This is a genomic window from Gluconobacter sp. OJA (assembly GCF_039638325.1).
GTDB classification, from domain to species: domain Bacteria; phylum Pseudomonadota; class Alphaproteobacteria; order Acetobacterales; family Acetobacteraceae; genus Gluconobacter; species Gluconobacter cerinus.
Genome location: NZ_JBDIWI010000003.1, coordinates 63,310 through 75,485, shown reverse-complemented (window position 1 = coordinate 75,485; position 12,176 = coordinate 63,310). Strand labels below are relative to the sequence as shown.

The window sequence follows — 12,176 nt, the reverse complement described above, 5'->3', positions numbered from 1 at the left end:
TAAATCAATGCATTCCAATTAACTTATAAAATCGACTGCGCATCGTCGCCGACAACGAAGAGCTCGCTGTGGTCTTTGGACAGGCATTTCAGCCAGAGAAACTGGAGCCGGTTGACGTCCTGGAACTCATCGGCCAGCACGCAGTCAAACCGGTCCGCCCAGTCCCGTCTGTAGCGTTCGTCGCGGAGCATGGTCACGGTAGGCCACAGCAGCAGGTCTGCAAAATCCGCGCGATTGCTTTCGCGCAGCATCGCCTGATAGGCAGGATAGAGCACGGCCGCATCCCGCCAGACCATGATGTCATCGCCTTCGGTGATGGCATCCGTCGCAATCCGTCCCTCGACCCAGGCCACGGCATCCGGGGGAAGCACCATGTTTTCCTTGAGCATGGCGATGCGCGAGCTGACGGACTTCACACGCTTGCGAAACGTCTCTCCGTCATCGGCAGTCATGACGCCTGCTTCAATCGCCTTTTCCAGAAGCCTGCGCACGATCTTCGTGCTGTCTTCGCTGTCACAGACGTCGAACCCCGGACGCAGCCCGGCAATGTCGGGATCGGTCCGCAGCTGACGGCGTCCGTGCGCATGGAAGGTGCCCACCCAGTACGGGGCCTGCGCGATGTTCAGGGCCGCCGCGATCCGCGTCTTCATCTCCCCGGCCGCCTTGTTGGTAAAGGTCACGGCCAGAATGCGATCGGGCGACATCCGGCGTTTGACGACACGGTCGACAATACCGGCCACAAGTGTCTTGGTCTTGCCGGTCCCGGCACCCGCCAGAACAACAACCGGCCCTGTCTGACGCGCGGCGTCTGCCTGGGAAGGGGTCAGTCCGGAGAGATGATTATCCACGACCACGTCCCTGCTCCCGGGTGCCATGAAGAACCTCGCACCGCGTCGCACGGCAGCCATCAAGGCTGAGGATGACGTCCGGCTCCACCATCAGGTCAAACTCCTGCCCGAAGTCCCATGTCCCGTCCGCAAGAACCGTCCCCCCGACCACGAGACCGCGCAGCACGTCCCCGCCGAACGCGATCTCGGCGTAGGTCTGCGGGAAGGGCGGCTGATTGTGCAGCAGGGCCCAGGTATGCCACACGCGGGTTGTCTCGGCATCGGCATGCCAGGCGGCGGTCAGTTCTGCGACATGTCCCAGAAGTGTCACGGCATCCGGACGGTCAGGATGACGCGTGCTTCCGGGAACGGTGCCAATCAGGACAAGCTGCTGCTCCCCCGCCTGGCAGGTCAGGAACCCACTGCTTCCGGTCGGAGACTGAACAAACAGGACGATGCGTCCGGACAGATCCCAGCCTGCCGCACTCCAGCGTCCACCAACCACGAGACCCTGACCCCGCTCCATCTCAGGACCGTATTCCACCAGAGCCCAGGGGATGCGACATCCGAGGTCTGGCATCAGGCGCAGATAGTGGTCCGCATCCGGGTGCGCCAGAAAGGCCGCTCTCAGCGCGTCATTTTTTTCGTGGCCGGGAAACAGAGCCTCCATTTCCCGTCGTGCCTTGTCATTCGTCATCAGTCTCTCCTCAGGCGGCGCGGGCGGCCACAACAGTCTTCAGGGCGTCGTTGAAATCTTTGCAGCCCCCGTGGGGAATACGGCGGATCACACGGACACCGGCTTCACGGCCCAGCTCTGCCAGGCGCGCGGCATAGCGGTTGCCGGCGTCATCATTATCGGTTGCGGCCACCAGAACGGCTGCCGGATCTTTTGCCATTTCAGCCAGTTCGGCCGTGAGGGCTTCGACCGTCTCCGGCCCCATGCCACCTGCGGTCGAGCAGTACAGGGTTTCGCGCGTGCGTTCGCTGTCGAGAGCGGCATAGGACAGGGCATCAATGGCGGATTCACTCACCACCAGGCGACGGACCGTGCGGCCAAGGCCGGGCTGGAACCGGAACAGCGTTTTGACCGTACCCGACAGGCAGATATGCGTGTCCGGACCGCGCAGTTCCGCACCACAGATGGTCCCCTTGGCATCGCGGTGGCAGAACCAGGCGGCGTGATAGCCATCCCGGATGCAGCCGGTCATGATGGCCCGACGCAGAACCCATTCCGGAAGGCAGCGCTCCTCGGTGAGATAAGCCCAGACCTTCGTGCCGGATTTGAGCTCCTTCTTGGCCTGCCAGCGCTCGGCCGGGGCAACGTCTGGCGTCCTGGCCTGACGCTCGCGGACGTATTCTGCCCCTTTCGGTTCAATCCCGACCAGCTGACCCAGCTCACGGCAGGCCTCATGAAACTTCAGACCGGGCGTCAGGCGCTGGATGAGAGAAAACACATCCCCCTTTTCGTCCGATCCCGTATCCCACCAGCCGCGGCCTTCATGGTTGACGATGATTGTCTCGCCCTTGCCTGCCCGGTATTTCAGAGCGTTGCGCGTGCTTTCGGGCTTGTCGAGACGATAGCCATGGCGTTCAAGCAGCAGGGCACAGGAAACGCCTTTGACGATGTCGGTCCGGTCGTTGTCAGACAGTCTGAACGGCTCAAAGCGTGCCATGATCGTCATCCTTTTCGTTTCGGGACGGCGCAACGGTCAGAACCGGCCTCAACGCCCCTGTGATCTGGGTTTAATTTAGGAAAAATCCGTAAGTATTGCAAGGAAAAACGGCTGTTTACTGCGGTTTTCTCGGTTGTTATTTGCCGTGACTTTCCCATATACAAACATCGTCGCCACAAACTTAACGAATACTTAAACAAGCCTTTCGTTCGACCCGTGCCGGAGGCAAAAGGGGCGAAAGCAAGCGCAGCGACGCCTTTCGTCTCGACACTTTCAGGTCCGTCACAAACGCAGCGCAGGACAGGATGCCTTCTCAGGGGACCCGGCTGCACGGAGCAACCGAAGGGCGCGGAGGAAGCTGGGGTGGAAGGTCTTCTTGTCCGGAGTGAGGCTTGTGGCACTCCAGACCTTCCCCGCCAGACGCTCCTACACCTTCAGGCACAGTCCCGATCCGCAATGGGAGCGGGCATCACGCCGCCCGGTCGAGCGCCCCGCGCGCGGTCCGGCAGATGGGCCGATCCTTCAAGCTCGCGGGCAATGGCGTCGATGTGCGCCTTCAACGCATGAATGTCCTGCAGACCGATCCTGTCCCTTCGGATTTCAAGGCGCCCGGACACGGCAATGCACTCTGCGCCATTTTCGATCGCCAGATCATCGATCTGCAGGCGCGCGCTCCCTTCTTCAAATGGAAAGAAAGTCATGGCCTGCCCTCCGCAGTGGCCCGTTCCGGGTCGGCCTGAGTCCTGACAGCATAGGGGCTTTGCCGGGGATGAGGCAGGGCCATGGCCGTCTGCCGGATGTCGTCTGGCAACGACGGGAACGGATCAACACCCGTGGCCTGCGTCAGGGCGCCGATGCTGATGATCGTACAGGTGGGCCGGGTATTGTTCAGGCAGAAATACGCCCCCGCTGCATCTTCGGCAGGATCATAAACGGCCTTCCAGGTCGCCCACGGCACGGAGATCCGATGCCAGCCGATTGTCTTCCTCGGGGAGCTGAAGACAGGACCAGTCACGACATAAAGCTCGCCCTCGCGCCGTGCGAGCCCGCGCACGGCCATTTCCACACCCGTCCAGATGCCTTCATTCAGTTCCGGGGTCTGGGGGACAACATTGGACAGCGCAAAGCTCTGCTCTTGGGCACGACGGCTTGGCTCATCGCCCGAACAGGCCATATGGCCGCGGTCATAATCCGACGCGCGGTAATCGCTCAGCTCGGCCCGGTCCTCGAAAGACAGACGCTGATCAGCGTGAAAGAACCGGACAACCCGGCCGATCTGCATGCTGCGTTCCAGGTCTTCCTCGGTCAGGTGCTCTGCCGTCCACAAAGGGCCATGACTGAGTCCCGAGTGCAGGACAGCAAAGGCGTCATTGCACAGAAGGACGGTCTGCTGCCCCAGAGCTTCCTTTGTCACGACCGGAAGCTGGCCGTCTCCGCCGAAGTCGGCACACCCAGCCGGTGCCGCCTGGCTTGCGGATGCCCAGAACAGGGCGCTCAGGGCAAGCCCCGCTCTGTGATGTCGCATCGCCATTCCCTTTCCTCCCGGACGCCTGTGTTGCGCATGCCAGGATGACACGGCCTGTTGTGAGTGCAGGCTCGCGGCTGTCAATGGGAGACACTCAGCAGAGTACGGCGCGCCGAACGATGGGCAGCGCTGGCATCACGACGGAGTGCGGCGCGCAACGCCGCCCCAAGACGATCGTCATCCGCGTCATCAGCCAGATGATCGGCTTCCGCGTAAAAGCGCCGTGCGCGGCCAATGGTCTGGCCTGCCGAGACGGCGCGATGAAAGACGGGCGCCTCAAGCACGGGAAGGAGACTGGACGGAGCTGTGATGGTCTGGACCTGCACGATGCGGTTCCTTTCTTGTGTTTATTGACCGGATGCGGGCCGCGCTGCGGCCCTGATGTCAGTGGAGGAAGGAGAGGATCGGGAGAGTGGTCTCAGTCTTCCGTCCCTGGCAGGGAAGCGCGCTTGACGGCCCGACCGTCGCTCGCAAGGCATCGCTTTCCGTCGTGCATGTAGTGGTTGCGGCGAACCTTTCGATACACGGCTCCCAGTTCTGCCCCAGCCATGCGGAAGGCTTCTCCGAGTTCAAGATCTGCAAAGAGAACCGTATCCGGCCCAAAGACCTCTGCCTTTTTACGGGCCGCTGTCAGATCTGTTTTCCTGCGCTTGGACATGCTCTGCCTCTCTCGGTTTATGTCGTTCCCGATCGGCAGCCTCGTGGGGCGGGCGGCGTGGCAAGGGCGGCGCTGTGCGCCGGGAGCGGAGCGACGCACCCTTGCTGCGACGCCTGCCCCATGAGAGCCCCTTCCCTCCCTCCTCTTTCTCTTTCCCGCGCGTCTCTTTTCTGCCCTCAGAGGTTTGCGTGAGGACTGATCGAGACCGGTATCTCATTGTTTTTGTTGACTTTTGTTTGTGGCGCGCTTTACGCTTGCCGCACAACGACAGGAGGACACCGATGAGTGCACAGACAGATCAGACCGCCACGGTGATCCGCTTTCCGCAGGAGCGGCGTCGTGCGCCGACCCTGGACGCGCTCACCGACGCAATCCTGCCCGAGACGCAGTTGCGGTCGCTTGCCGAAATCCGGGCCGTGACACCGCCCCGACAGGTTGAGCGCCTCCGCGCGTTCGGACGCGAGAGGGCGCGACAGATTTTCGGAGCCACGCCCTTGCCCGACACGCGGGAGGGTCGTCAGCGCATGGCGTCTGACTGGCTGACGCTTCTGGTCGGTCGGGCACTGGCCCGGGTTTCCGACGCACGGTCCCTCACGGAACAGGCGGAGCGGCGCGAGATCGAAGATCCGCAGCGCGATGGCATCTATGACGATCTTGCGCAGGCGCTGCGCGCCGAGATCGTCGCCTGGGAGACGGCCCAGAATATTCTGGGCGGATGGGAGGTCGTTCAGGGACTGATCGACGATCCGGACTCCTGCGCCGCCACGGACAGCGCAACGGGTCACAGCAGACCCATCTGAACAGGCTGCTGCCGGGACAGGGTCGCAGACAACGCCGGAGCCACTGAGATGCGGCCTGCATGATCAGCCGGCACGCCGTGACGGTCGAGCAATCTGCGCAACAGCGCCTGTTCGCCTCGGACAGTCTCCCGCCGCAGTTCAGCGCGGTACAGGTCCAGCACCTGATGCTCGACCAGAAGAACCGCGATCCGGCTTTCCACGTCTGACCAGGTCCAGGCGGGATCGCCGATCCCGCCACACGCGATGATCTGATCGACGAAGGCGAGACGCCCCTGCGTCGAGCTGAAATACCGGCCCGCAAAGCCGTTCCGGTTAAAGCAGGCGATAAACCCCCACATCTGGCTGACGCGCTGGTACAGCGCCTTGCTGAACCCCTCCTCCGGCAATCCTTTCGCAACAAAGGCGAGGATTGCATTGGCCAGTTTCGCCTTGTCCTGCGGTGAGCTCCACTGGGTGGCCGTCAGGCCCTCGGCCTCAATGCGGACGCGCCGCAGGTGCGGGAGGAGCAGGCTCATGCGTAAGCCTCCTGCGCGAGCGCGGAGAGCGCCTCCGCGACAGCACCGGCCAGATCGGGCCGCCGCGCGATCAGCCAGCCCGTCAGCGCGGTGCGATCCGCCGCGTCGACAAGGGAGACGACGCGGTCAACGTCGCAGCGCCGCAGCTGCTCCACGCTGTCAGCGGCCACGGCAACGGCCGAGGCCCAGATCTGATCGCGGGACACCGGCCCCGGAGACACCGTGTCAGGCGTAGCATCGGACATGTCTTTTCTCCTGAAAGATTTCAAGGACGGCCGGTCAGGCCAGAAATTCGAGGGTTTCCGGAGTGATGGTCATGCGCAGTGTGTCGCCTGACGCCTGCCTGAGGGCCTGCCGCACAAGCGTTGCCTCCAGGAACTCACATCCGTCATCCCCGCCAAAAGCCTGGCGCTTCACGTCATAAGCCTTGCCGGCGTTCTGTGCCGGGTCCGCTTCGCGCGCATACGCGCACAGATTGGGCTTCTGACCGTCATCGGACGGCAGAAGGGGAAGCCCGTTCGACATCATGTAGATCCCGTGATCTCCAACCAGCCACAGACCCGCAGGGATCTTTGCGGGATCGACGTCTTCCTGGCGGCCCCATTCGCGTGCGCCATGCCCGGGCTTGCGCAGGCTCTTGTCAAAGAGCTGCGTCAGCGTGACGCGGCGCTCGGACGCGGCCTCGGCATGGGCAAGAAGGCGCTCGATCAGCGCGCGGTCAAAGGTCACGATCATGGGATAATTTCCTCGGATCAGAAATGAAAAAACCCCGCTCGGTGGCGGGGTGTGTGGCGTTCGGAGAGGTGGAGGCTTCAGCCCCGACCATGGGCGGTGTGGGACGCGGAGGCGAGATAGTGATGGGGCACCGGGCCAGCCAGAAAGCTCGGCAGGCACGTAAAGGCGAAGACCAGGGCTAGAAAACCGAAGAACCCACCGGCCAGTCCGGCAACGTCCTTGATGTCCTGAAGGGTCTGTTGGGAAATCTGCATGAAAGGTCACTCCTGTTGCCGTCATCTCTTTTCTCTGATGACCTCTCCGGCACAGGCACAGGATGGCTGCGATGGCACAGGCGCCGCGCAGCGGCGGGATCTCCACGACCCGGAGCCCGCCAGGGCGAGGACGCGTGGAGACCCACCCTTTGCCAGCGCAGACAGCCTGTGCTGCCCCTCTTTCCTTCTGCTTCTTTCCCTCTTTCTTCGTCCTGCTCTCCCTCCACCCGCCTCGCGCGGGTGACGATACGGGGTTCAGATGTGTCCATTTTGGCGCGCGGATTTCTCCTGCCCGGCCTCATCCACCAGCTGATAGGCCGTCAGGGTCAGGTGGCCCGTCCAGCGATGCCTCAGGACGATCATGGGAACACCCTCGACCGTGCCATGCTCCCCGCGGCGGCTCGCCTCGGCGATCTGGGCGCGCGTGACGCGTGGCGGCTGCGTCCGGGTTCGGAAATCCGTCTCCGCCGCCTGTCGGTCCGAATAGGGGCCGTGCCAGTGCCGGGCGGCCTCTTTCGGCCAGAACGACGTCACGCGCAGATAGACACGCCCATCCGGTGCAACGCCAAGATGGACCTTGCGACGATCCAGAAGGCAGGTCTCGATCTGGAGAAGGCTTTCATCGACCATGGAAAACTCGCTCATCTTTTGAACCGTAGGATCTGGCAGGGGAGACCTGGTCCGCTCCCCTGCATTGGCCTCAGGCCGCCAGTTGGTCCGCCTGTGAGGCCGCACTCAGGACGGCGGCGGCCAGGGCAGGATGCTGGTGGGCGCGATAGCGCGACACCAGAGCGTCCCGGGTCTCGCTGCTCAAAGCGGCCGCAGGCGCGCCTCTGGTTTCGAGACTGGCTGCGACTTCCGCGGCCCATCCCTTGAAGCCAAGATGGCCGTCGTCAGACAGACGTTCGGCCTCGGTGAGCGAGACCTCGCGCGGCTCTGCACCGTCCATGCGGAACGGCGTGTACCGTGTTCCCCATGAGGCCACACCTGCCGCGCCCTCGTGGGGAACCGGGTCGGCAATCGTGGTTTCGAGCCATTCAGAGGTGCCAAGCGCCTCTGAATCGTAAGCCGCGTCGAAGCCGCGCGGCTTACGGCTGCCACGATTGACCGTGACCATGATCTTGAAGGACCGACCAGGGTGATGAAGGGCGGTGTCGCGGCCGAAGCTCAGGATGAGCGGCTTGAGGCCATCCACCGACTTTGCCTCGACAATACGCCGCTCTCCCAGATGGGACATGAGCGCCATCGTGGTGCTGGTGAAATAGCCCTCGCGCTTTGCGGTGGCGGGCGTCGCACTGAGCGTAAAGAAAGCCATGTCGATCTCCAGATATGACAAAGGCCGCCTCGCGGCGGCCTGGAAGAACTGTGAAGGGGCGAGGTGGGGTCAGAAGACGTATTCGGCGCTGCCGAAGACTTCCTGCCAGGGGCTCCGGCTCGTGGAGTGACAATCGGACACCGGATCATAAGACCCCGATCTGAACTGCTTTCGGATGCTGTCGACAGTCTTCTACGCGGCATCATCCAGCGGATTGTCGCAGTTGACCGATACGGACCCGTAAGAGGATTTGCGCACACGGAACGTGTGCTTTGGCAGCGCAGCTTTCAGCAGACGGCGGATGTTCTTTCCTGCCAGCACGCCGCTCTGGTCCGACCCCTGCTCCAGATGGGCGTATTCGGGATCGGTGCGCAGACGCTCGATTTCAGCCGCATGGGCCGCCGCAGCCTGATCTTTCCGCGCCTGTTTTTCAGCACGGCATGCTTCGGCATGAGCGTGCAGCTGCGCAATTTCCTCCGGGCCAGCCTTGGGCTCGTCGTGGAAGATGGTCCACTGCACGCCGTGCAGAATGCTCTCGGGCAGCTTCTTGCTGATACTTCCGCAGGCAAAGACGATATCAAAGCTGGCATTGCCCCCCGCGGCAATGAAGCCGCCAGCAAGGCGCCGGATCGTCTCGGGACGCGGCGTGCCATGGACCGCATACACGACGCCCCGGCCTCTGTTGTACAGGATGGTGCTGACGCGGGTGCCCACGGTGACAGTCGGGTGTTCGGACATGCTGATCTCCTTCTCTTCATGTCTCTTTAACTGTCCTCTCCGGGGTCAGGGCCTGGCTGGCGGGGCAAGGGCGACGCGTCAGCGGCGGTCCCGCAGGCGTCAGCCGAGGACACCACCCCTTGCGGCGACAGACAGGCTCTGGCACCCGCCCCTCTCTCCTCTTTCTCTTTCTTTTCTCGGCTTTTTTCCTTGCGCGGGCTGTCCTGCCCTGTGGAACAAGGCAGCGTTTCACTGCACGAAAAAGGGCGGAGCCATGCTGACTCCGCCCTTGAAAATCGTAACCGGTTCGTCCAAGTTCAGAGGTGAGCCGTGAGGGGCTTCGGGAAAAAACACCTCACGGCCCGGTTTACCTTAAGTGATTTACTCGGAGAGGCTCTTCAGTGCGGTTGCCACCGCCTGAAGGGTCTTCTTCGTTTTACGTTTGACGACTGTTGGAAGGTATCCCCACGACTCCCTGTTAAATCAGACGTCACTCGGCGTTCTACGCGTTTCAGGCCAGACCTAAAAACAGGGCCAAAGCGCGATTGACAGAGAGCATGACCGTATCGCTGGCGATCCCGAAGGTTGGACCGATCTTGTCGCGGGAGACAGTGCTGGGCTTGTCGATCATCACCTGAGACGTCTTGCGCAGCCCGTTTCGCTCGTCCGGTGTTACCGACAGGCGAAGCAAGGGCGCGTCTATGAGCGTGCTGGTAACAGGGAGTACGGTCACAGAGGCCGTCGTTTCGAAGCGGTCAGCCTGGACGATTAGCGCGGGACGGGGTTTTCCGAGATCACCCTGGAGAGCAACGGTCACGAAGTCTCCCCGGTTCATGCATCCCATCCGTCGAGATCGCTGGCCGCGCTTTCAACGAAGGACATCAGCGCGGGATCGTGCCGTTCTGCTTCGGCCACGAGACGCGCCTGGCGCTTGCATTCTGCATCAAAGCCAGGTGTGCGCGTATCGGGTACCCAGATCTGGACAGGGCGCAGACCGGCCTTGCGAAGGGTGTCACGGCGCTTTTGGACGCGAATGGCAACAGGGGTCATGGCTTTTTCTCCTCTCGTTACATGTAACAAAAAAATTCCCTGATTTCTACTAAAAAGCGCTCAACGCTCAGGAACGGAATCAAGGCCGAAACCCTTGAAAAATAGTCTGCCATAGGGGCTCTTTCTTCTATCTGCTTACAAAAAATCGGCACTCAGAAGAGCGCCGCCTGATGTCCGGTCTATTCGTGGCCGCATGCGGCCTCAGATCCGAAGGATCTCCAGCCGCCCTCCCATGGCGGCCTGCATGGCCACCAGTTCCTGGGGCACCACAAGGTCCGGTTTTTCTGCCGGCTCATCCTCAGTGACGTGCGGCTCGCCAGCATCTTCTCCGCCCTCCTCGTCCATCCCGTCTTCCAGATCCTCCGGATCAGCGCACTCCAGGCCGTCTTCATCCCCGGCTTCCAGATCGTCTTTCAGGGCGGCCCATTTCGCGCGGCGGGCCTGCCTGTTTCGAACCTCATCGGTCCAGACGCCAGTCGCCTGCGCAAAGCCTGCGGCCTCCGGAACCCAGTGCCCGTCTCCCACGGCGTTCAGCAGGGCGGCCCGCATCTCCTTGCCTGTGTTGAGTGGTGCAAGCCCATGCGCCTGAACCGCTTTGGTGATGCCGGGCTTGCTGTAGGTCTTCAGGAAGTCCTCATCGGCCATGCTCGGCATGTGGGTATCCGCGTCGAACAGACAGCCCAGCAGTTCCGCTGCCATGCCGGAGCCGGAGTGCATGCTGACCTCACAGTTCATGAAGCCTCCGAGGCTTTCCAGCGCATGGCGGCGGATGAGCGCTTCATCACGCACCAGTTCGCCTTCCGGAAACAGCTCTTCCATGGCGGTTTTCACCGCGTTCTCATAAGGCGACCGGCCTGATGAACCGTAAATATGAACGTTATTGGCATTCAGTGCGAGCAGCAGGCCGGCCACCAGATCCCACGGATCCGCGTCTTCACTTTTCGCTTCCAGCGCCTTCTTCAGCGCGAGAGTCCGCACAGAGCCGATCATCTTCAGACCCGTTCCGGAAATGTCCGCGCGCTCCTTCTTTGCGGGTGGCGTCTGCTCCACCACGCGCGGTTCGGAGCGGACGGTTTCTTCACCCGTGTAGCGGAACTTCCGCTCTTCGACTTTCAGGGTACTCCGATTGAGCCAGTAGCCGACAACATCGGTCTCCTGCTCGCCCATCCAGTTCGCAACGAAGTTATAGCCCTGAGGGCGGAGGGGAGACCCATACTCGTCCGTCTCGACCGCGAGCGTTCCTTCGGGGCGGTGCTCGGCAATCCAGTCTTCCTGCGCCGCCCGAAACGCGGTGGCATCCGTGACGTAGCGATTGTCCTCACTGCCCTGCCCGAACAGATCTTCGGTCCAGACGACGCCATGCTTTTGCGCCAGCGCATCGTCAAACCGGGCATCACGCGCATACCAGTCATCCTGACGCAGGTGCCAGGTGAAGTCGCGCCAGTTCACGGTATCATCCGGATCCTCGACGTTAAGGCGATACCCGGCCGGGTCCTCTCCCTCCTCCACGCTCTCGGCAAACATCTCAGCCCAGGCAGCGGCCTGATCCTCCAGCGACGACAGGGCCAGAGTCCGACGCTCTTTCAGGTCGGGGCCGCGGCCAATTTCGATGGCGTGCAGGATTGGCGGATGCAGCTTCGCGAGCAGGGTCAGTCCACGGAGATAGGCAGGCGTGATCATCAGCGCCATGCACAGCTGCTGATCCGTATAGCCAAGCTCTTCGCGCATCCGGGTCACGGCACGCCACTGGTCCGGCTCGGACATGCCTTCGCGGATCATGTTCTCACTGGCCGCCGCCAGGGCTTCGTGCTTGCTCTCTTCGTGCGTCACATGAACCGGAATTTGCGAAAGTCCGGCATAGATTGAGGCCCGCTTCCGGCGATGACCCGCTATGATCATCAGACGCCCGTCTTCCAGCTCCCGCACTTTTGGCGGGTGAATGAGTCCCACCTGCAAAATGTTCATCGCAAAGCGTCGGATACTGTCCTGGCTGCTTTCTGCTTTGCGCGGATTTTCCGGATTGTCGACAAGGGTGTTGGGATCGACAAGGCGCAGTTCGTCCATGATGGGCTCCAGTGATGTCGTAAGGGTGTCGGTGGGGGAGACG

18 protein-coding genes are annotated in these 12,176 nt (G+C 62.3%); 1 reads left to right on the top strand and 17 read right to left on the bottom strand.

Annotated features, from left to right (window positions below; genetic code table 11):
* Positions 1-23 precede the first annotated feature (23 nt).
* The 7 genes from ABDK75_RS14370 to ABDK75_RS14340 form a co-directional block, all read right to left on the bottom strand.
* On the bottom strand, positions 24-848 hold the full coding sequence (locus ABDK75_RS14370) for a UvrD-helicase domain-containing protein (protein WP_346006245.1): 825 nt from the start codon (positions 846-848) through the stop codon (positions 24-26).
* Positions 841-1,524, bottom strand: a complete 684-nt coding sequence (locus ABDK75_RS14365; RefSeq protein WP_346006244.1) for a hypothetical protein — start codon at positions 1,522-1,524, stop codon at positions 841-843. The genes ABDK75_RS14370 and ABDK75_RS14365 overlap by 8 nt, the downstream gene beginning before the upstream one ends.
* 10 nt (positions 1,525-1,534) lie before the next feature.
* The gene (locus ABDK75_RS14360; protein WP_346006243.1) at positions 1,535-2,500 is read right to left on the bottom strand and encodes a DUF3991 and toprim domain-containing protein; all 966 of its coding nucleotides are present in this window, start codon (positions 2,498-2,500) and stop codon (positions 1,535-1,537) included.
* A 434-nt stretch (positions 2,501-2,934) separates the two neighbouring features.
* Entirely contained in the window at positions 2,935-3,201 is a 267-nt protein-coding gene (locus ABDK75_RS14355; protein ID WP_203549324.1) for a hypothetical protein, read from the bottom strand.
* Positions 3,198-4,031 (bottom strand): DNA/RNA non-specific endonuclease, encoded by an 834-nt coding sequence (locus tag ABDK75_RS14350; RefSeq protein WP_346006242.1) that lies wholly within the window; start codon positions 4,029-4,031, stop codon positions 3,198-3,200. The genes ABDK75_RS14355 and ABDK75_RS14350 overlap by 4 nt, the downstream gene beginning before the upstream one ends.
* A gap of 74 nt (positions 4,032-4,105) precedes the next feature.
* Positions 4,106-4,351, bottom strand: coding sequence for a hypothetical protein (locus ABDK75_RS14345; protein ID WP_203549326.1), 246 nt, complete (start codon positions 4,349-4,351; stop codon positions 4,106-4,108).
* Positions 4,352-4,443: 92 nt separating this feature from the next.
* A complete protein-coding gene (locus ABDK75_RS14340; protein ID WP_062106941.1) occupies positions 4,444-4,683 on the bottom strand; it encodes a hypothetical protein in 240 nt (79 codons plus the stop codon).
* Between the two features lie 281 nt (positions 4,684-4,964).
* Here ABDK75_RS14340 and ABDK75_RS14335 point away from each other — a divergent pair, with 281 nt between their 5' ends.
* Positions 4,965-5,483 (top strand): hypothetical protein, encoded by a 519-nt coding sequence (locus ABDK75_RS14335; RefSeq protein ID WP_346006241.1) that lies wholly within the window; start codon positions 4,965-4,967, stop codon positions 5,481-5,483.
* Here the strand turns inward: ABDK75_RS14335 and ABDK75_RS14330 are convergent.
* The 10 genes from ABDK75_RS14330 to ABDK75_RS14285 all read right to left on the bottom strand — a co-directional run bounded on the left by ABDK75_RS14330 (position 5,465) and on the right by ABDK75_RS14285 (position 12,133).
* Positions 5,465-5,998 carry a hypothetical protein gene (locus tag ABDK75_RS14330; RefSeq protein ID WP_346006240.1) on the bottom strand — a complete coding sequence of 178 codons (534 nt, stop codon included), beginning with the start codon at positions 5,996-5,998 and terminating at the stop codon, positions 5,465-5,467. The genes ABDK75_RS14335 and ABDK75_RS14330 overlap by 19 nt on opposite strands.
* Positions 5,995-6,243, bottom strand: coding sequence for a hypothetical protein (locus ABDK75_RS14325; RefSeq protein WP_062106937.1), 249 nt, complete (start codon positions 6,241-6,243; stop codon positions 5,995-5,997). The genes ABDK75_RS14330 and ABDK75_RS14325 overlap by 4 nt, the downstream gene beginning before the upstream one ends.
* 34 nt (positions 6,244-6,277) lie before the next feature.
* Positions 6,278-6,733: a DUF3085 domain-containing protein gene (locus ABDK75_RS14320; RefSeq protein WP_062106935.1), complete on the bottom strand. Its 456-nt coding sequence runs from the start codon at positions 6,731-6,733 to the stop codon at positions 6,278-6,280.
* A 77-nt stretch (positions 6,734-6,810) separates the two neighbouring features.
* Positions 6,811-6,987, bottom strand: a complete 177-nt coding sequence (locus ABDK75_RS14315; protein WP_156472135.1) for a hypothetical protein — start codon at positions 6,985-6,987, stop codon at positions 6,811-6,813.
* A 255-nt stretch (positions 6,988-7,242) separates the two neighbouring features.
* The gene (locus ABDK75_RS14310; RefSeq protein WP_346006239.1) at positions 7,243-7,632 is read right to left on the bottom strand and encodes a hypothetical protein; all 390 of its coding nucleotides are present in this window, start codon (positions 7,630-7,632) and stop codon (positions 7,243-7,245) included.
* A gap of 55 nt (positions 7,633-7,687) precedes the next feature.
* Complete coding sequence (locus ABDK75_RS14305) at positions 7,688-8,302, bottom strand: hypothetical protein (protein ID WP_346006238.1); 615 nt, start codon at positions 8,300-8,302, stop codon at positions 7,688-7,690.
* A gap of 192 nt (positions 8,303-8,494) precedes the next feature.
* A complete protein-coding gene (locus ABDK75_RS14300; protein WP_346006237.1) occupies positions 8,495-9,040 on the bottom strand; it encodes a hypothetical protein in 546 nt (181 codons plus the stop codon).
* A 490-nt stretch (positions 9,041-9,530) separates the two neighbouring features.
* Positions 9,531-9,854 carry a type II toxin-antitoxin system PemK/MazF family toxin gene (locus tag ABDK75_RS14295; protein ID WP_062022288.1) on the bottom strand — a complete coding sequence of 108 codons (324 nt, stop codon included), beginning with the start codon at positions 9,852-9,854 and terminating at the stop codon, positions 9,531-9,533.
* Positions 9,851-10,069, bottom strand: coding sequence for an antitoxin MazE family protein (locus ABDK75_RS14290; protein WP_346006236.1), 219 nt, complete (start codon positions 10,067-10,069; stop codon positions 9,851-9,853). Before ABDK75_RS14290 ends, ABDK75_RS14295 begins: the two co-directional genes overlap by 4 nt.
* A gap of 201 nt (positions 10,070-10,270) precedes the next feature.
* Positions 10,271-12,133, bottom strand: coding sequence for a ParB/RepB/Spo0J family partition protein (locus ABDK75_RS14285; protein ID WP_346006235.1), 1,863 nt, complete (start codon positions 12,131-12,133; stop codon positions 10,271-10,273).
* Positions 12,134-12,176 lie beyond the last annotated feature (43 nt).